We start from the raw sequence: 18,573 nt of genomic DNA, 5'->3' as shown, positions 1-18,573 counted from the left end.
TCTCCATGACCCAATTCGCGCGGATTTCAGCTTTTCTACTATTATTTCCAGTCATTGCATTTGCCCAGCAGGCAAAGCTTAAATTTGAAATCGAGGACATTAGCAGGCAGGCAAAAGGTATCGTGGGTGTGGGTGTGATGGATTTAAAAACGAAGGAAACATTGTTGATTAATCAGAATCATAAGTTTCCGATGCAAAGCACTTTCAAATTTCCGCTTGCGATTGCGGTGCTGAACCTCGTGGATAAAGGGAAGTTGAAACTGGATCAGAAAATACACGTTGTACGGGCAGAGCTCGACCAGGAGACACACAGCCCGATGCGCGATAAGCATTCTAAACAGGACTTTGACATAACCATTGGCGAACTGTTGAGTTACTCGGTTTCGGAAAGCGACAACAATGCCTGCGACATGCTTTTTGAACTGGCGGGCGGGACCAAAAAAGTGAATGACTACATTCATTCTCTGGGAGTAAAAGACATCGCGATTGTAGCTACTGAGAAGGAAATGAAGGCTGGCTGGAATGTGCAGTATACCAATTTTGCCCGGCCCTCAGCCTATCTTCAGTTGCTGGAAATAGTTTATCAGGGCAGGACACTGTCTAAATCCAGCCACGATTTCCTGTGGAAAATACTGGTTGCAGGCCCCACCGGCTTGAAAAGGATCAAAGGACTGCTGCCGGAGGGAACGGTGGTTGCACATAAAACAGGTACGTCCGCCACCAATGACAATGGAGTGACGGCCGCGACGAATGACGTGGGGATCATTAAGTTACAGAATAAAAGAGACATTGCAGTGGTGGTATTCGTTTCGGATGCCACTGCGAAAGCAGATACACGCGAACTGGTGATTGCCCAGATCGCGAAAGCGGCCGCGGATTATTATGGCGGCAAATAATCAGGATTAGATTAACAGAGAGCGGTGCAGATTACAGTTGATAAAATAGGGAAGAAGTTCATCAAAGAGTGGATTGTCAGAAATGCCAGCTTCGAACTCGCGGCGGGTGAAAAGTATGTATTTGTAGGGCCGAACGGCAGCGGGAAATCGACGTTATTGCAACTTTTGATGGGTATGATACCTGTTTCGGAAGGCACAATCACTTACGCCGACGGGAACGGAAAGGAAATCGAAACGGATCATTGGTATAAGCACATTGTGATCGCCGCTCCTTATCTCGAACTGATCGAGGAATTTACATTGCGCGAGCAGATTGAGTTTCACAGTAAGTTCAAACCATTCAAAAATGGCATTTCGGCAAAGGATTTTGAGGATTTTATTCAGCTTCCGCATGCCAGCGGAAAGATCATCCGCCATTTTTCGTCGGGAATGAAGCAGCGGGTAAAATTGGGGCTGGCGTTTCTATCGGATGTGCCAGTGGTTTTTCTCGATGAACCAACAACAAATCTGGATGTGCAAGGCATCAATTGGTACCTCGATCACGTAATGGATAATACACAGAATCAGTTAGTTTTACTAGGTTCAAATGTGCAGCAGGAATACGAATTTTGTAAAAATATCATCTCGGTTTCTGCGTTCAAATAGAAAAACTTTGCCGCGCGGACTATGCAGAAAACTTTACGGCTACTCTTCATATCGTTTCTGATCATCGTTCGCACAGCCGACCATTCCCGCGCTGCTTCGGCCTATTTTATCGAAAACAAGGGGCAATGGGACAGCGATGTCCGCTTCCGCGCCGCTATCCCTGGGGGTTTTCTGTTTTTGAAATCCCATTCACTGCTTTATGTACTTTACGATGGCTCGAAAGTCTCGGCGATGCACGCGCAGGGGCAGTCACCCGGCGCACGCGAGGATGTGAGCGCGCCCGGCCTTCGCGCACACGGGGTGGAGGTAACGTTTCTAAATGCATCTGCGAATCTGCGACATCAGCCATTAAAGGTAGGCAAAGGACGTTTTAACTATTTTCTGGGAAATGACGCCGGTGCCTGGGCGAATGGCGTGAATGGCTTTGAGGAGGTGATTTACGAGAATATCTATCCTGATATCAACCTCCGTATTTACATCAACCAGGCGAAGCTCAAATATGAATTTATAGTAAAACCCGGCGCAGATGCTTCGCGGATCAGTTTTCAATATAAAGGCGCGGAGAAGGTATCTCTAAACGAATCGGGCCAGATCGTGATCAAAACATCCGTCGGGGATATCAGGGAAGCGCAGCCTTACTCGTTTCAATCGGGTACCAATGCACGCACGACGGAAGTCCCGTCGGCATTTAGTATTTCCGGCGACAATATCGTGCATTTCGAATTGCCTGCCGGTTATAACAAAGCATTACCGCTTACGATTGATCCGGAACTGATTTTCTCAACATACTCCGGTTCTGTCGCCGACAACTGGGGCCACACCGCGACGTATGACGATGAGGGTAACCTCTATTCCGGTGGGACTGTTTTTGGGACCAATTTCCCGGCAACAACCGGCGCATTTCAAGTTAAATTTGGCGGCTTGGTGGATGTCTCGATCATGAAATTCAATCCCGATGGTTCCGATTTGCTCTACGCGACTTTTATCGGAGGAAGTGATGGCGACGTTCCTACGAGCCTGATCGTGAACAGCCGGAAGGAGCTGCTGATTCTCGGGACGACGTCTTCTAAAAATTTCCCAACCCGCGACAATGCTTTTCAGCGCGCTTTTGGCGGTGGAACCGGCGTGGAACCGATTTCGGGAATCGGGATGACCAATGGCAGTGACCTTTTTGTTGCCAAACTGAATGCTGCCGGGAACCAGCTTACCGGTTCCACATTCGCTGGCGGGAGCGGCAACGATGGCGTTAGTGTGACGAATGACGTGACGATCCGGAATTACGGGGATAGTTTTCGGGGAGAAATAGGTGTGGATAAAAACGATCAGGTATATGTAGTCTCGTCTACCAATTCAGCCAATTTCCCTTTGAAAAACCCTGCGCAAAGTAAGTTGGCGGGTGGCCAGGATGGTGTGGTTTTGAAGTTTTCCGCAGGGCTGGACCAGCTACTGTGGTCGACCTACCTGGGCGGTGATAAATGGGACGCGGCCTATTCGTTGAAAGTCGCCGTCAACGGCGAAGTATATGTGACGGGAATCACCCAAAGCGGCAATTTGCAAACCAAAGCGGGCGTTTACCAACCGGCATTGAAAGGAACGGAGGACGGCTTTGTGGCGCGCTATGTGAATGACCAGCTATCGGCATTGACCTACTTAGGGACCGACAAGGAAGATGGCGCGTATTTGCTGGACATCGACCAGGGTAATCAGGTGTACGTGTATGGGCTGACGACGGGTAATTATCCGGTGAGCCAGGGTGTGTACCAGAATGCAAAAAGCGGGCAGTTCGTGCATGCATTGAATGCTGCATTGACCCAAACACTGTTCTCGACCATTATCGGTTCCGGCCGGGGCACGCCGGATATTTCACCAACTGCCTTTCTCGTGAGTGAATGCGGGAATATTTACCTCGCTGGCTGGGGTGGGAATGTGAATAGCGGTACTAATAACAATGTGGCCAGTAGTACGACCGGCCTGCCTGTTACCGATGATGCGATACAGCTCAACACCAATGGTAATAACTTTTACATCGCCATTCTGGAACAGGGAGCTAAATCTTTGCTCTACGCAACTTTTTTCGGAAGCCTCGCACGTGACACGCGCCTGCAAGGTGATCACGTAGATGGGGGAACGAGCCGGTTTGATAAAAACGGGATGATTTACCACGCAACCTGCGCCTGCGGAGGCAGCCATTTCCCAACCACACCGCAAGCGTGGTCGGAAACGAATAATAGCGATAACTGCAATAACGCGGCTTTTAAGATCGATATCGACCGGTTGAAGGCGGACTTCGATGTTTATGAGGGTCAAACCAAAGACGTACTTCGCGGCTGTGCACCACTCGAACTGACGTTCGTGAACACGAGTGAAGGTGGCGTGGATTACATCTGGGAGGTGAATGGGAATACGATTTCAAGGGATGAAGGGCAATCGGAATATGCATTTACGAAACCGGGCGAATACATGGTTACACTTACGGCTTACAACCGGTTGAGCTGCAAGCGAATGGATGTGGCTCAAAAGAAAGTGGTTGTCGAAACATTGACAACGAAAGTGACGGGCGATACCACGGTCTGCGAAAACAATGTAGTGAAATTGAGCGCCAGCGGAGGTACGCAGTATAAATGGTCGCCGGCAGCGGGACTGGATAATGCGAATATTGCGACGCCCGTTGCTACCGTGAAAGAAACGACGGAGTACACGGTGGAAATCAGCAATAATGCAGGTTGTAAAGTGACTGAAAAGGTCAAATTGGATGTCGAGAAGAAGGCCGACTTCGTTGATATGCCTGACACCGAGGTGTGCCAGGGCGCCGCCGTGGTGCTGACCGTTTCAGGGAATGCGCCGCAATACAAATGGCATGCAGCCACAGGCCTGGAAGAAACCATCGGCAAATCGGTGACAGTAAAACCGACGCAAACCACGACGTACATAATTGAAGGCTTGTATGAAGATGGCTGCCGCCCGCTTCGCGAAATCACAGTGAAAGTTGACCAATCCTACGCCCCAGATTTCGAGGTAACGCAATCGGGTGGGGCATGTAACGAGCCGTTTTCCTATTCATTAACCAACAAAACCGGCAAAGCACAGCGTTACGAATGGAATATGGGTGCAGGTAATCCGATGACCGACCCGGAAGTGAAGAACTATATTTACGAGGTTCCGGGGGAGTACACCATCACCCTAACCGCTTACAATGCGGCCGGTTGCTCCCTTACGGCTTCCAAAAAGATCAGCGCCGAACCCGCATTCAAATTAAGCAACGTTATCACCCCGAACGGCGACGGGAAGAACGATTTTTTCATCGTCCCCGTCGCTTCATCCACGCTGGAAGTTTTCAACCGCTGGGGCAAATCCATTTTCAAATCAGCCGACTACAAGAACGACTGGGGGAAAGGGATTGCCAATGGTACGTACCTCTACGTCGTCGACACCCCGCAAGGGAACCACTGCAAGGGTTGGGTGGAAGTGTTGGAATAGGGTGGTTTTGATTGTATTGTGGGAGGTGTTAACTTTATGTTGATCATTCACTTATCGATATGGAACGGATTGTTTTGGAAGTAAATGACGAATTGGCTCGCGCATGGCGCAATGCGCCGGCACAGTTCCGGGAAAAGCTTGAAAAGGATTTGGAGAATCAGATCTTAGAGAAAATACGTCAGGCAGAACGGGAAAACTTTTTTCAACTTCTGGACGACGTGCGGGAGGAAGCCCGGCAGAATGGACTAACACACGATAAACTTGAAAGTCTTTTGAATGGGGAATAGCAGGTTCATTTTTGACACAAACACACTAATCAGCGCATTTTTGCTTGACGGGAATACTGCTATCGGTCTTGCCCTAACAAAAGCAATGAACATCGGAAAGGTCATTACTACTCATGCAATGAAAAGAGAGTTGGCCGATGTTTTTCTAAGGAGCAAATTCGATAGATACGTTTCCTTTGAAAAGAGGGTTGATGTTTTGAATTTTTTGGATGGACAATTTGAGATGTGGCCGGAGCCTGAGGAGAAAATAGAAGTTTGCAGAGATCCCAATGACAATAAGTTTTTGGAACTGGCAGCCTTGAGTAATGCGGCCTGCATTGTAACAGGTGATAAAGACCTGTTGATACTTCACCCATTTCGACAAACAGCGATTTTGACGTCTGGTAACTTTTTAACACACTTTTAAAAATTAACATCATGAAAAAACTCCTTTCAATACTTCTGGTCATTCTGACCATTTCTTTCGCCAAAGCCCAGGGAAACTTTGGTAAGCAGATTGATGACAAAAAAGCGATAGCGGCTACGGCGCTTCCGGCGAAGATGGGTGATAAGAGCGAAATACAGGCCAAAGTAACAGGTACAGTAGAGTCGGTTTGCCAGGTGAAAGGCTGCTGGATGAAGGTTAACCTGGATAATGGCGAAACCATGCGGGTGGTTTTCAAGGACTACGCTTTTTTTGTGCCTAAAGACATTGCTGGTAAAACGGTAGTTTTTGAAGGAGAAGCCAAGAAAACGACGGTACCCGTGGAGCATTTGAAGCATTATGCGCAGGATGCGGGTAAAAGCAAGGAGGAAATAGCGAATATCACCGAGCCGAAGGATGAATTGACGTTTATCGCCGATGGCGTGATTGTGAAATAATTTCCCGCCAAAACGGGAGAAATAGCCAAACGGGCACTTTTGTAGCGATACATCGGTGTCCGTTTTCAATTTTATGCTTTTCAGATCAATTTCAAATGTGTGCCTGGGCCTGTTGCTGAGCATTCAGGTTTTAGCGCAGAGTAACCAGTATGTCTGGTGGAATCCGCAAACTGCCGCATTCCCTGTCGTGGAAGGGCAGGCATGGCTTACTAAGGAGTTGAAAAGTCCATACGACCGCTTGCCGGCGCGGGCCGAAAAACAGGTGCGTGATGTGGTTTGGAACTTGTCCAACCAGTCGGCTGGGCTGATGATCCGTTTCCGGGCAAATTCTTCCGATATCAAGGTTCGCTACGTAGTGGGTGGTAAGCACGCGCTCCCGCATATGCCTGCGACAGGCGTGAGCGGGGTGGATTTGTATGCCATCAGCAGTGACGGTGAATGGCGCTGGTGTGCGGGTAAATATGCATTTGGAGACACGATCACCTACGATTTTAGAAACCTGTCCCCCAACGATAATTACCATAAGCATGGAAGGGAATACCGGTTATTTCTTCCGCTCTACAACAGTGTGAAATGGTTGGAAATCGGTACGCCACAAGGTACGGAGTTCACCCCACTGGCAGTGCGGCCTGATAAGCCGATCGTTGTTTATGGCACTTCTATCGCACAGGGTGCGTGTGCATCTCGGCCGGGCATGGCGTGGACGTCGATACTAGGCCGGAAAATGGACCGACCATTGATCAACCTCGGTTTTTCGGGAAATGGCAGATTGGAGAGTGAAGTCGTGGACCTCCTGGGAGAAATCGACGCAAAAGTGTATGTGCTCGATTGCCTTCCTAACCTCACAATCCGACCGGATTCGAAACTGGGCATCACGAAGGAGGAAATTAAGAAGCGGGTAATCAGCACGGTGGCCACACTTCGGCAGAAGCGCCCGGATGTTCCCATTGCGCTGGCTGAGCACGCCGGATACACCGACGAGGATATCAACCCGCGAAGCAAGCATTACTATGTGGAAGTCAACGAAGTTCTGAAAGACGCTTTTGCCACATTAAAATCGCAGGGCTTTCAAAATATTTATCTGATTCCGAAAGAAGAATTCGGTCAGACGTACGAGTCGACTGTGGACGGAACGCATCCGACAGATCTCGGAATGCTGCAATATGCCGATGGATACGAAAGGCATTTGAGAAGGATATTGCACGAACCGTCGGGCGAGATTTCGACCACCCGTCCGGTAATTCAAATGCGCGAGTTGCACAATTATGATTGGGAAAAGAGACATTCGGAAATCCTCGAACTAAACCGCAGAGCCTCGCCCTCAACGGTGGTGATTGGCAACTCGATCACCCATTTCTGGGGCGGCTTGCCCAAAGGGCCGAGGGCGGTTGGGGAATCTTCCTGGGGCAATACTTTCGGGAAGAATTCGGTGAATATGGGCTATGGCTGGGACCGCATCGAGAACGTGCTGTGGCGCATTTACCACGGAGAACTGGATGGTTTCAAGCCAAAACAGATTATTATCAATATCGGTACCAACAACCTCGGTTTGAACAGCGATGAGGAAATTGTAGCGGGCTGGAAGCAGCTGATCGAAGCCATTCAATACCGCCAGCCGCAGGCGCAAATCATTATGATGGGCATTTACCCACGTCGCCAGCAGGAACAACGTGTGGCTGCACTGAATGACAAACTGGTGCAAATCACCGGTGAAGCGGACGTGCTGTTTGTGAACCCGGGTAAAGTGTTCCTGAAAGAAGACGGCAAGATCGACGAGTCGCTGTTTTCCGATGGCCTGCATCCCAATGAAAAAGGTTACAGCCTGCTGGGTAATGCGATTAAATCTTTCGTAAAGTAGGGGTTAAAGGACAATGCCGATCCCGAAAAGGATCACGAAAAGCAGAGTCGAAAGTGCCATTTGTTTCAGGTACGGATCGAGTTCGCTGGCTTTGGTGAGCCGGGATATAGCAAGTCCGTTTTTGACAAAGAGGGGAAAGCTAAGGAAAAAGATCAGGCTGGTGTAGCTGGAAAAATGCTGAGCTGTGTAAACAGTCACGCAAAGCATACCGATCAGCAAAATGCACCAGTGATAAACAATGGCTTTCTCGCGCCCGATACGTACGGGGATCGAGTTTTTTCCGGTGGCACGGTCGGATTCAATGTCGCGAATGTTGTTGATATTCAGTACGCCCACCGCGAAAAGGCCGCAGCTGGTCGCCGGGAGCAGCAAGCCCCAGTTCCATACGTGTGTGTGCAGAAAGTTGCTGCCGATAACCCCCACCCATCCAAAAAAGATCAGGACGGAAAGGTCGCCCAGGCCCACATAACCGTAGGGACGCTTGCCCGCCGTGTATGTGATGGCCGCAATAATGCAGGCAATGCCGATTCCCAGAAAGACCCAGAATGTGTTTGCCGGGGCATCTTTCAACGCGATCGTCAGCAAGGTAATCCCCGAAATTAATGCCAGCACCGAGAAAAGAATGATTGCCCGCAGCATTTTCGAAGCTGTAATGTGCCCCGAATGCACCGCCCGGCGCGGTCCTTCGCGCAGTTCGGTATCCTTGCCGTTGACGGCGTCGCCATAGTCGTTCGCAAAATTGGAAAGTACTTGCAGGAGAATGGTTGTCAGCACACTCAAACCCGCCACAGGCCAGCTGAATTGCCCTGAGGCCGCAGCCAGGAAACAACCCATTAAAATACAAGACAATGCGAGTGGTAATGTGCGGGGACGTGCGGCTTCAATCCAGGGGTTCATTTTCGGTATTGTTAATGCGGGGTAATGCTATGCGGCCGTTTTTTGCTCGGCCCAGTCAATAATTCTTTCGGCTACTTCAAGTCCTTCCTTCGAGACAGCCGCACTCAAGACACCATCGTAGCTCATGGAGAGGTGAAGGACGTCGTAAGCGATTAAGAAATTGGACAGAACTTTTTTGTCAATGTTTGCAAGTTCTTCTTTGTACCAATCTACACTTTTCCTGCCTTTTTTCTTATTGCCAAAAACAACATCCAACGCTTCCAGAACACCAGCATAGGCTGTATGTCCTGCCATTCTTACATATTTGCGATCCTTGTAGGCACCGTCTTCTTTAACAGCCTTTTCGCGAAGGATTTCTTTGGCATTTGATAGGTAGCGGCGGGCTTCGTTCATGTTTTTCATAGTTGCGTATAGTTAATGTGTATTAAAAAGAACTGTCGGAAGAGCCCTCGGAAGAACCGAATGCTGCTTCCGACAGTAAATCTACTTAAATTCCTACGGCCTTGGTAAACTCTTCGTCCGTAGGCAATACTTTCGAAGCGAAGAAGTTAGTCAATTCGCCTTTTTCGTTGATCACGTATTTGCAGAAATTCCAGGTAGGAACTTTGTCGTTCCAGCCATTCAGATCTTTGCTGCTCAGCCATTTGTAAATGGGCGCCTGATCGTCGCCGAGTACAGATACTTTCTCGAACATCGGGAATGTCACGCCGTAAGTTGCCGAGCAGAAAGTAGCGATTTCCTCGCTGGTGCCTGGCTCCTGGCCGCCGAAGTTGTTGGCAGGGAAGCCGAGTACTACCACTTTATCGCCGTGATCTTTATAGAATTTCTCCCAGTCGGCATACTGCTTGGTATAACCGCATTTGGAGGCCACATTCAGGATCACTACTTTTTTACCTTTGTATTTGCTTAAATCCACGGTTTTGCCGCCTACCAGCGATTTTACCTTGAAATCATACAGCGTTTGTTTTGCAACAGGAGCATTTTCCGGACGGCTCGCTATCTCGGATTTGTCGACGAACAGGCCGGTAATCAGTGAAGTAATCATAATGAAAAGTGTCTTTATTAAGCTCATAATAGGTTTTGGTTATGGTTATTACATATAGTTAGAAAGTGATTTGCATGCAGGGATCATCGGGTTAACTCTCCAAAACACTATACGGCCCGATTTTCAAAAAAGTTGCTTACATCCGCTCGGGGACATCTATGCCCAATAACCCCAAAGCTTTGCGAATCGTTTCCGCGACTGCGCCTGATAGTGCGACCCGCAATTTCACCGCTTCCGGATCCGGATCGGAGAAGATCGACACTTCGGCATAGAACTGGTTGTAGACCTTCGCCAGGTCGAATGCATACTGCGAAATCAGCGACGGAGCGAACTCATTAGCAGCCGCCAACACTTTCACGGGATACTGCGACAATGCGAATACCAGCTCGCGCTCAGCCTGGTGCATAGCGTAGCTGTGACCCGGGACCTCCGCCGGTATGCCCGCTTGCTCCGCCTTGCGCATGATCGAACGGATACGTGCGTAAGTGTATTGAATAAAAGGTCCTGTATGGCCTTGGAAATCAATGGATTCTTCCGGATTGAAGAGCATCCGCTTTTTCGGATCGACTTTCAGCAGGAAGTACTTCAATGCGCCCAATGCCAGCTGATTGTAGAGTTGTTTGGCTTCGTCGCTGTTAAAATCATCGATTTTACCCAGTTCCTGCGTGCGGTCGGACGCCGTTTGCACCATCTGGCCCACCAGGTCGTCTGCGTCGACAACGGTACCTTCGCGGGACTTCATTTTACCCGAAGGCAAATCCACCATGCCGTAGCTGATGTGGTAGCAGCCGTCGGCGTAAGTACGGCCAAGGCGTTTCAGGATCGCGAACAGGACTTTAAAGTGGTAATCCTGCTCATTACCCACCACCCACAGGTAACGGTCGTTGGAGAAGTCACTGTTTTTTAGTTCAGTCGTGCCGAGATCCTGTGTGATGTACACGGAGGTGCCGTCGCCGCGGAGTACCAGCTTTTCGTCAAGTCCTTCCTCGGTAAGGTCGATCCAGACAGAATTGTCCGGTTTTTTGAAGAACACCCCTTTTTGAAGGCCTTCTTCGATGATATCCTTGCCTAGTAGGTAAGTGTTTGATTCATAATAGGTTTTGTCGAAACTCACGCCGATCTTTTTGTAGGTCTCGGCAAATCCCTCATAAACCCAATTGTTCATTTTTTGCCAGAGCGCAACCGTTTCGGGATCGTTATTTTCCCAAAGCAGGAGCAATTGCTGTGCTTCAAGGATCCACGGCGCCTTTTTAGCAGCTTCTTCCTCGCTCAGGCCTTGCTCCACCAGCGCTTTGATCTGTTTTTTATACTCAATATCAAACAGCACATAATATTTGCCCGCCAGGTGATCACCCTTAATGCCGCTGGATTCGGGTGTTTCGCCATTGCCCAGCTCACGGTAGGCGAGCATGGATTTGCAGATATGAATACCGCGATCATTGACGAGGCAGGTTTTTACTACATCATAGCCGCTCGCTTTCAGTATCTTAGAGAGGGAATCGCCCAGGAAGTTGTTGCGCAAATGCCCCAGGTGAAGCGGTTTGTTGGTATTAGGCGAAGAAAATTCCACCATCACCGAGTTCCCGTTTGAAGGCAGTGTGCCGAAGGTCTCGTCGGAAAAGATCTTATCGAACAAATCCAGCCAGGTGCTGTCTTTCAGGCTAATGTTCAGGAAACCCTGCACGACGTTAAAGCCAGAAACGAGCGATGACGAAGCTACGAGCTCATCGCCAATGATCTGCCCGATCTCTGCCGGAGCCTTGCGGGCCGCTTTGGTCAAAGCAAAGGTGACAAATGTGTAAAATCCCTCAAATTCTTTCTTGGTAGGTTGCAGGATGATCTCCTGGTTGTCCAGCTGGAAATGTTTTTGGACGGCTTTTTGAATATCCTCCTTGAGTATTGCTTCAATTGTCATGAAAAATCGGGGATTACATTCCCGCAAGTTTTTATTTAAGTGAAATTATTTCTAATATTAATAGCAATGTGAGCCTTTGCAGCATGCAAAATTAGGCGAATTATTGATCTGTGTCACACCCCTGAAGGAAGAAGTTATGCATAACCGTTCTATAAACTATTTCGGGTTGAAATTAATGCTGCTATTGATCTTCGCGCCGCTCTGGGGTGCGCTGGCACAGTTGCAGCAGTCCGATCGCCTGGAAATCCCGACCAGCTCGTCTTCTTCCGAGCAATTCGAGGTTTTTAGCCTGGGTGAGCGGGGGATTTTGTCAGTGATACGGGGAAATGAATTTTCGAACCGCAATGAACAATGGGAGTTTGTAAAATATGACACAACGCTGAAAGCGCTCTGGCGGACTTCTTATAAACTCGATTTCAGGTACATTCCGGTGATGGCCTACAAGGCGGAGGAAAGCGGCTACTGGCTGTTCGCAGAGCCTGATACCGACAAATTCCTTTTCCTGCAACTGAATTTCCAGGACGGTTCCATCGATACATATAAAGGTAACCTGCTTTCGGGTGTCGATGTGCAGCACTTCAAGGTGATCGGAAGCAAAGCATTGGTGTCCGGCTATTACCGGTCCCGGCCAATTGTGATCGTGCATTCGTTTTTCGACCACACAACCCGCGTGTTACCCGGCCTTTTTGAGAAAAATACAGAGCTGAATAATGTTGATATCAATGAAATCGACGGCTATATCAACGTGATCACTTATGCTTACCGGAAGAAAAATTGTGTTTTTGAAATAAAAACTTACAATTATGATGGCAAGCTGTTGAAAAGGACCAGTTTGAGTGACCCGCGTTACAGCTTCATTTCAGGCCAGATTGTACCGCTGAATGCCGATGACTCCTACCTGATCGGCAATTACTCCGTAGGTTGCACCCAATATTCACAGGGCCTTTACGTGACGCATGTTTCCGACGATACCCCGGAAGAGCCGCAGTTTATAGAGTTTTCGGAATTGCAGAACTTCTTCAATTATATGAAACCCAAGCGAAAAGCGAGGGTATTGGAAAAGATCGGCAAGCGGAAGAGCCTGGGTAAGGAAAACCGCTTTCGTTACCGGCTGCTGGTGCATCAGCTGATCCAGACGGAGAAGGAAATTGTGCTGGTGGCGGAGGTGTATTATCCCAACCAACGTTCTACAAGCCCTATCATTTCGGGCGGGCTTTCGCGCCCGTACGTAGCGCGCGCGCTCGAAGGCTACCGGTACACACACGCGATCGTGTGCGGATTCGACCGCAGCGGTAAGCTCATGTGGGACAATACGATTACGATTAAAGATCTAACAAGCTTCGATTTGCAGGAAATGGTGCAGGTGACGCCGGTCGACGACTATTTTGTACTGGCCTATCCGCAGGAAGGAGAAATACACACAGAGGTGATCAGCCGCAATAAAGTGGTGGTGGAAACGGAGAAATTTAAAATTAATCCGAAGTCGGAGAAGGAAAAGGTGCTGAACAATGAAGATGGCTACCTTTCACCGTGGTATGGCCAATATTTCCTCGCCTACGGTATGCAGCGGATCGGTACTTCGTCCATTGTGCAGGGGCGCGAGGTGTTTTACGTCAACAAGCTCACATATAAGACCGACGATATAGGTAAAATGGAGGCCAAAGAAGAAGCTTCCCGGCCCGGTCATCAGCCATAATGCATTTTAGTCGACGAGCCAGATGTGGTCGGCGTCGAATCCCTGCTCCGTCCATTCTACCTGTACGCGCTGTGTTTCCACGGTGCTTACCTGCATTCCCACGTAATCGGGGTCGATGGGCAGTTCTCGATTATAGCGACGGTCGATCAGCACCAGCAATTCCACTACTTTCGGGCGGCCGAACGCGGTCATGGCGTCGAGCGCGGCGCGCACCATACGCCCGCTGGCGAGGACGTCGTCGATCAGAATCACTTTTTTGCCTTCGATCAGAAACGGGACGTTGGTTTTGTTCGGTACGAGCGGAGACTCGCGGCGGCGGAAATCGTCACGATAGAACGTAGCATCCAAATGTCCCAGGAGGATATTCTGTCCGGTAATTTCGCGGAGCTCCTTCACAATGCGTTCGGCAAAGTGGATACCCCTGGGTTGCAAACCCATGACAACCGTGTTCGAAAAATCCTGGTGATTTTCAATCAGTTGCTGGCAAAGCCGGCTGATCATTATTTCCAGAAGGGGACTGCTAAGTACTAATCGTTTTTGGGGTATCATGAAATTTCCCTGAATTTTAGCCTAAATTAAAGTGCTCTTAGACGAAATTAAAACTTTTATTCAATGAAATATCTGATTGCCGGGCTGGGGAATATTGGTCCGGAGTATGCTTTTACCCGACATAACGCCGGCTTCATGGTGCTCGACCGCCTAGCCGCACAGCACGATTTTAAGTTTTCTTTTGAAAAACTGGCTTTCGTAGCTGAGTGGAAGTACAAAGGCAGGCACATTTATTTTATAAAGCCTACTACTTACATGAATCTGAGCGGAAAGGCTATCCGGTATTATATGGACCAGTACAAAGTGGCTGCGGAAAATACGTTAACCATTGTGGATGAGCTGCAATTGCCTTTCGGTACGTTGCGGATCAAGCCGAAAGGCAGCCATGGGGGACACAACGGTTTGAAGAATATTGAGGAATTATTGGGCACCACAGAATACCCCAAACTGCGTTTCGGGATAGGAAATAATTTTCCACGCGGCAGACAAGTAGATTACGTGTTAAAACCTTTTTCCAATGAGGAAATGGCGGAGCTGCCCATCATTTTGGACAAAGCCGGAGATATGGTTACATCCTTTTGTACTTTGGGAATACAATCGACAATGAACAATTATAACCAATGATTGCACTTTTTGAAGAAAATATAAATATTTCAAGAATTGTATTTATTTGGTTTTTGGTTAATTTTTCGAAATTTAATAAAAGATAATTGCTGATTGTTAGTATAAAATAAGTTTTGAAGTGTCGAGATTGCGATAAAATTCCAAAGAATATTTTGATTAGTGCTTTTTGTGCAATTTGTAATTTCAAAATTAATTCCGACATTTGTAATGCAATAAGGCGGAAGCGAAATAGAATAAATCGAGGAAGCCAAATTGAAATACTGTTATCTTTGCATTATAATGGAATTTCTGCGTTGCAAGCCGGTAAAATGAAGTGTGCCGGAAAGTAAAAAAAGGACGGGGCAGCAAGATTTCGTCAGATCTGGAGAATAATTAACAGCGTATATTGGTTAAGTTCTCTGAATTTTGTAAAGAAGAAAAATTGGAGTATTATTGATAGTATTCTTTCTTTACAAATACAATGAAACGATCGGGCGGCCCGATACGTTAACAAGAAAAGGAAAAACAGCTGAAAAGCTAAAAGATATAAAAGATAAGAAAAGGTTAAGGGTTTAGGAATAGTCAGTATAAAGCCATCTCCATGAGATGGCTTTATCTTTTTACCGGCTCCGCCCAAACTTCTACCCTTCTGTTCGACTTCTTCGTCGCTTCGGTCCGGTTGACCTGGTTCGGTTGCGCCGACCCGTAGCCTGATCCCTCTATTCTGTTCGCAATAATGCCTTTGCCGATCAGGTAAGCCTTCACAGTCTCTACGCGCTTGTTGGATAGTTCCAGATTCTTTTCAAAACTCCCGGTATTGTCGGTATGGCCTTTCAGTACCAGCCGCAAATCCTGCCGCTTTTGGAAGTAATTGACGATCGAGTCCAGATCGGCGAGGGCGCTATCCTCCAACACCTCGGTCCCCTGACTGAAATAGAGCGTCGAAAGCGGTATCGAATGCGTCTCGGGAGCCATATTCATGAGCGCTTTTACTTCTTCGAACCGGTTGTTGGTGCGAATGGTCACACTTTTGGATTGAAAACCATCGGCTTGTGCAGTGATGCGATACGTTTCGTGCGGGGGCAACTCCACATTGTAGACGCCGTCGACGGTTTTGGTATGCGCCACCAGAGAATCATTGGCTGATTTGCGCACGTGTACCTCCGCATCGTTGACGGGTTTCAGGTTGCGGCCGTCGTAAACCCGGCCGGTAACCATGGCCAGGTTCCTGTTGCGGGCAGGTTCCGGCTTTTCTTCAACCGGTTTGGGCTCTTCTTTGGGCTCCTCTTTTTGAGCGACGGGCTCCTTAAAAGTCTTTGAGATTGACTGGTAGCTCCTGCGCACAAACACGGGCGTCATCACCCGGTCGTAAATGCGGACCAGCGCTACGGTTCCCGCGCTGGATTCGTTGCCGGCAATGAGGTCGTCCTGGAAGATATTCAGTACCTGGTCGGCGTCAAGTACACCCTCCGTCCCCGGGTCCTTGAAATCCAGTTTCAGAATACCATTGATATACATTCGAATGACTTTCGTCTCGTAGTCGCGCGAGTACACGTAATGCACCCACTGCTTCGCGCGCACGGCGACCTTTTCACTCATGGCAAAATTGAAGAAATTGAGTTTGCCATGATAGATATAGGTGCCGTAGTCGCTCTTACGGTTTTTGAAATCGAGTACGCGTTTCCAGATATCGAGTGAATCGAGCTTGAAATAGACCTCGACCGTGAATGATTTGTTCAGAAATCCCTTGGCTTCCGCGCTGTTGAATTGCAGTCCGCTGTTTTTCTCAAAAACATAAATCGATCGCGAGAGGCCATCGGAACCGGGAATCTGTTCTTTGATGATTTGCCCCGGGCGCCCGAGTGGTTTTAATGCGGTGCCACCGTTTTCAATGGGCAGGAAGCCGTTGTTGAAGTCGTAAGTCCACTGGTTCTGGGCATGCACGTGCAGCGCCACGGTGCAAAGCAGGGCCATCAGCACCGTTCGCAGCGCATTTTTTTTGTTAATCATACCCAAAAATATAAAAAGTGGGGGCGGAAGCCGAAGTACAACTTGTAATTTTGGATCGTTATTATTCTTGCGTGTGAAAAACATCGGTATCGGTCTTCTCTTTTCCATTCTCTGGTCGTCGGCCTCCGTGGCAACGAAATTTGGCGTGCAATCGGCAGCTCCTTTGATACTGGCAAACGTTCGGTTCTTTATAGCTGGTATTTTATTGCTGTCATTTTCGTACCTGTTTGCCAAAAATCCGGACTACCGGCTGCCTACAAAAAAGGAATGGCGGCAACTGGCATTATTCGGTTTTCTGAATACAACGTTGTACCTGGGCCTGTACGTGTATGCGATGAAGTATACTGCTGCCGGTATCGGAAGCCTGGCCGTGTCCACCAATCCGTTGATTATCGTGCTGCTGTCGTCATGGTGGTTGAAGAGAAAGCCCAAAGCGGAAGAATGGACCGGCATTATGCTGGGAATGGGTGGTGTGGCGGTCGCAACCTATCCGTTGCTGGCCGACAGTTATACCACAGTCGGAGGCATTACGTTGCTGTTGATCAGCATGGTGGCTGTGTCGGCAGCGAGTGTTTACTACGCTACCGTGAAATGGGAGCTGCCCAATCTGCTTATCAATGGCTGGCAGGTTTTTCTGGGCGGCGTTTTCCTGTTGCCGGTCACATTGGGAATGGCCGATTTTGGAGCTACCAAATTAGATACCGTCTTTTGGGCTTCCGTACTGTGGCTTAGCCTTGCTGTTTCAATTGTTGGATTGATATGCTGGTTTTACCTGCTCAGGATCGATACCGTCAAAGCTTCATTGTGGTTGTTCCTTTGCCCGCTTTTTGGTTTTTTCTTTGCATGGTGGCTTATGGGCGAGCCTGTGACGATGTACACCGTCGTCGGTACGGTACTAGTGGTTGCAGGCTTGTATGCCGGGCAACGCACAAAATTTGCAGGAAACAAAAGGGGGTAGTCGGGGACGCCCAGTCGGGGACGCCCGGTCAGGGACGCCTAGTCTACAAGGATTTCGCCTTTGAGATACAACTTGGCCTGCCCCCCAATATAAACCCGGTCGCCCTGCAATTCACATTTCAGAAAACCGCCGCGGCGTGAGAGCTGACGTGCATTCAGTTGTGTTTTGGAAAGCTTATCGGCCCAGTAAGGGATCAAAGTGGTATGGGCAGAACCTGTTACCGGGTCCTCGTCAATGCCCGATTGCGGCGCGAAAAAGCGGGAGACAAAATCCACCTCGTCGCCTGCGGCGGTTACGATGACACCGCGTGCCGGAATGGTAGACAGGATAATGATGTCAAAATCAAGGTCTCTCACTACTTCTTCCGATTCGAGCACGACCAGGTAGTCGGTTTTGCCTTTGTAAACTTCCAGAAGCGTCGTGTTTTTCAGACTTTCAACGAGTCCCGGAGGCGGTACGGCAATGTGGTATTGATCCACAGGGAAATTGAGTGTAAGCCAATCTTCCTTGCAATCGACGGTAAGTACGCCACTTCGCGAATCAAAGGCGATGGATTGCCCTTCATAATTCTGAATATTGAAAATCACATATGCTGCGGCCAGTGTCGCATGTCCGCAGAGATCCACTTCCACCGTTGGCGTAAACCAGCGGATATGGAAACCATTTTCGGTCGGAACGTAGAATGCGGTTTCGGCGAGGTTGTTTTCGGCGGCGATGGCAAGCATCGTTTCTTCCGGCAGCCACTGTTCCAAAGGAACTACTGCGGCAGGGTTTCCACCAAACAACTTATCAGTAAAAGCATCGATTTGGTATATAGGAAGTTTCATGAAGTCAAATGGGCTTGATAACAGCAAGGTATTAAAAATATCCGCTACG

At 48.7% G+C, this 18,573-nt stretch carries 17 protein-coding genes; 10 read left to right on the top strand and 7 right to left on the bottom strand.

All coding sequences use genetic code 11. The annotated features are described in order from the left end of the window. The first annotated feature begins 5 nt into the window (after nt 1-5). The 7 genes from bla (at nt 6) to CLV60_RS21210 (ending at nt 8,024) form a co-directional block, all read left to right on the top strand. Entirely contained in the window at nt 6-896 is an 891-nt protein-coding gene (gene bla / locus CLV60_RS21240) for a class A beta-lactamase, subclass A2 (RefSeq protein ID WP_106597382.1), read from the top strand. A gap of 24 nt (nt 897-920) precedes the next feature. Beyond that, on the top strand, nt 921-1,541 hold the full coding sequence (locus CLV60_RS21235) for an ABC transporter ATP-binding protein (protein ID WP_106597381.1): 621 nt from the start codon (nt 921-923) through the stop codon (nt 1,539-1,541). A 21-nt stretch (nt 1,542-1,562) separates the two neighbouring features. Further along, nucleotides 1,563-5,018, top strand: coding sequence for a DUF7948 domain-containing protein (locus CLV60_RS21230; RefSeq protein WP_106597380.1), 3,456 nt, complete (start codon nt 1,563-1,565; stop codon nt 5,016-5,018). Nucleotides 5,019-5,077: 59 nt separating this feature from the next. Continuing rightward, on the top strand, nt 5,078-5,305 hold the full coding sequence (locus CLV60_RS21225) for a hypothetical protein (RefSeq protein ID WP_106597379.1): 228 nt from the start codon (nt 5,078-5,080) through the stop codon (nt 5,303-5,305). Then, on the top strand, nt 5,295-5,711 hold the full coding sequence (locus tag CLV60_RS21220) for a putative toxin-antitoxin system toxin component, PIN family (protein ID WP_106597378.1): 417 nt from the start codon (nt 5,295-5,297) through the stop codon (nt 5,709-5,711). The genes CLV60_RS21225 and CLV60_RS21220 overlap by 11 nt, the downstream gene beginning before the upstream one ends. 11 nt (nt 5,712-5,722) lie before the next feature. Beyond that, nucleotides 5,723-6,166: a DUF4920 domain-containing protein gene (locus CLV60_RS21215; protein WP_106597377.1), complete on the top strand. Its 444-nt coding sequence runs from the start codon at nt 5,723-5,725 to the stop codon at nt 6,164-6,166. 73 nt (nt 6,167-6,239) lie between these two features. Next, complete coding sequence (locus CLV60_RS21210) at nt 6,240-8,024, top strand: SGNH/GDSL hydrolase family protein (protein WP_106597376.1); 1,785 nt, start codon at nt 6,240-6,242, stop codon at nt 8,022-8,024. Between the two features lie 3 nt (nt 8,025-8,027). Here CLV60_RS21210 and CLV60_RS21205 read toward each other — a convergent pair whose 3' ends face one another. From CLV60_RS21205 to argS, 4 genes are all read right to left on the bottom strand, one after another. Beyond that, nucleotides 8,028-8,921 (bottom strand): 1,4-dihydroxy-2-naphthoate polyprenyltransferase, encoded by an 894-nt coding sequence (locus CLV60_RS21205; protein ID WP_106597375.1) that lies wholly within the window; start codon nt 8,919-8,921, stop codon nt 8,028-8,030. 27 nt (nt 8,922-8,948) lie between these two features. Beyond that, nucleotides 8,949-9,323 carry a DUF5618 family protein gene (locus CLV60_RS21200; RefSeq protein ID WP_106597374.1) on the bottom strand — a complete coding sequence of 125 codons (375 nt, stop codon included), beginning with the start codon at nt 9,321-9,323 and terminating at the stop codon, nt 8,949-8,951. Nucleotides 9,324-9,408: 85 nt separating this feature from the next. Beyond that, nucleotides 9,409-9,993, bottom strand: coding sequence for a glutathione peroxidase (locus CLV60_RS21195; protein WP_106597373.1), 585 nt, complete (start codon nt 9,991-9,993; stop codon nt 9,409-9,411). 109 nt (nt 9,994-10,102) lie between these two features. After that, entirely contained in the window at nt 10,103-11,881 is a 1,779-nt protein-coding gene (gene argS / locus CLV60_RS21190; RefSeq protein ID WP_106597372.1) for an arginine--tRNA ligase, read from the bottom strand. 175 nt (nt 11,882-12,056) lie between these two features. On the opposite strand from argS, the gene CLV60_RS21185 reads away from it, so the two are divergent. After that, entirely contained in the window at nt 12,057-13,577 is a 1,521-nt protein-coding gene (locus tag CLV60_RS21185) for a hypothetical protein (RefSeq protein ID WP_106597371.1), read from the top strand. Nucleotides 13,578-13,583: 6 nt separating this feature from the next. Here CLV60_RS21185 and pyrR read toward each other — a convergent pair whose 3' ends face one another. Next, a complete protein-coding gene (pyrR, locus tag CLV60_RS21180) occupies nt 13,584-14,126 on the bottom strand; it encodes a bifunctional pyr operon transcriptional regulator/uracil phosphoribosyltransferase PyrR (RefSeq protein ID WP_229211073.1) in 543 nt (180 codons plus the stop codon). 63 nt (nt 14,127-14,189) lie between these two features. Here pyrR and pth point away from each other — a divergent pair, with 63 nt between their 5' ends. Continuing rightward, nucleotides 14,190-14,750: an aminoacyl-tRNA hydrolase gene (gene pth / locus CLV60_RS21175; RefSeq protein WP_106597370.1), complete on the top strand. Its 561-nt coding sequence runs from the start codon at nt 14,190-14,192 to the stop codon at nt 14,748-14,750. 591 nt (nt 14,751-15,341) lie between these two features. Here pth and CLV60_RS21170 read toward each other — a convergent pair. Further along, nucleotides 15,342-16,739, bottom strand: a complete 1,398-nt coding sequence (locus CLV60_RS21170; RefSeq protein ID WP_106597369.1) for an OmpA family protein — start codon at nt 16,737-16,739, stop codon at nt 15,342-15,344. A gap of 73 nt (nt 16,740-16,812) precedes the next feature. Between CLV60_RS21170 and CLV60_RS21165 the strand changes: the two genes are divergently transcribed. Next, the gene (locus CLV60_RS21165) at nt 16,813-17,697 is read left to right on the top strand and encodes a DMT family transporter (protein ID WP_106597455.1); all 885 of its coding nucleotides are present in this window, start codon (nt 16,813-16,815) and stop codon (nt 17,695-17,697) included. 38 nt (nt 17,698-17,735) lie between these two features. Here CLV60_RS21165 and CLV60_RS21160 read toward each other — a convergent pair whose 3' ends face one another. Beyond that, on the bottom strand, nt 17,736-18,524 hold the full coding sequence (locus tag CLV60_RS21160) for a PhzF family protein (protein WP_106597368.1): 789 nt from the start codon (nt 18,522-18,524) through the stop codon (nt 17,736-17,738). Between the last annotated feature and the right edge of the window lie 49 nt (nt 18,525-18,573).

This window comes from Dyadobacter jiangsuensis (assembly GCF_003014695.1).
Classification (GTDB): Bacteria; Bacteroidota; Bacteroidia; order Cytophagales; family Spirosomataceae; genus Dyadobacter; species Dyadobacter jiangsuensis.
The sequence above is the reverse complement of the archived record's forward strand: the minus strand, read 5'-3'. Positions and strand labels throughout refer to the sequence as shown.

Coding starts and splice junctions, on each gene's coding strand:
- bla (WP_106597382.1), top strand. CDS start 6: ATGACCCAATTCGCGCGGATTTCAGCTTTTCTACTATTATTTCCAGTC.
- CLV60_RS21230 (WP_106597380.1), top strand. CDS start 1,563: ATGCAGAAAACTTTACGGCTACTCTTCATATCGTTTCTGATCATCGTT.
- CLV60_RS21225 (WP_106597379.1), top strand. CDS start 5,078: ATGGAACGGATTGTTTTGGAAGTAAATGACGAATTGGCTCGCGCATGG.
- CLV60_RS21220 (WP_106597378.1), top strand. CDS start 5,295: ATGGGGAATAGCAGGTTCATTTTTGACACAAACACACTAATCAGCGCA.
- CLV60_RS21215 (WP_106597377.1), top strand. CDS start 5,723: ATGAAAAAACTCCTTTCAATACTTCTGGTCATTCTGACCATTTCTTTC.
- CLV60_RS21210 (WP_106597376.1), top strand. CDS start 6,240: ATGCTTTTCAGATCAATTTCAAATGTGTGCCTGGGCCTGTTGCTGAGC.
- CLV60_RS21205 (WP_106597375.1), bottom strand. CDS start 8,921: ATGAACCCCTGGATTGAAGCCGCACGTCCCCGCACATTACCACTCGCA.
- CLV60_RS21200 (WP_106597374.1), bottom strand. CDS start 9,323: ATGAAAAACATGAACGAAGCCCGCCGCTACCTATCAAATGCCAAAGAA.
- CLV60_RS21195 (WP_106597373.1), bottom strand. CDS start 9,993: ATGAGCTTAATAAAGACACTTTTCATTATGATTACTTCACTGATTACC.
- argS (WP_106597372.1), bottom strand. CDS start 11,881: ATGACAATTGAAGCAATACTCAAGGAGGATATTCAAAAAGCCGTCCAA.
- CLV60_RS21185 (WP_106597371.1), top strand. CDS start 12,057: ATGCTGCTATTGATCTTCGCGCCGCTCTGGGGTGCGCTGGCACAGTTG.
- pyrR (WP_229211073.1), bottom strand. CDS start 14,126: ATGATACCCCAAAAACGATTAGTACTTAGCAGTCCCCTTCTGGAAATA.
- pth (WP_106597370.1), top strand. CDS start 14,190: ATGAAATATCTGATTGCCGGGCTGGGGAATATTGGTCCGGAGTATGCT.
- CLV60_RS21170 (WP_106597369.1), bottom strand. CDS start 16,739: ATGATTAACAAAAAAAATGCGCTGCGAACGGTGCTGATGGCCCTGCTT.
- CLV60_RS21160 (WP_106597368.1), bottom strand. CDS start 18,524: ATGAAACTTCCTATATACCAAATCGATGCTTTTACTGATAAGTTGTTT.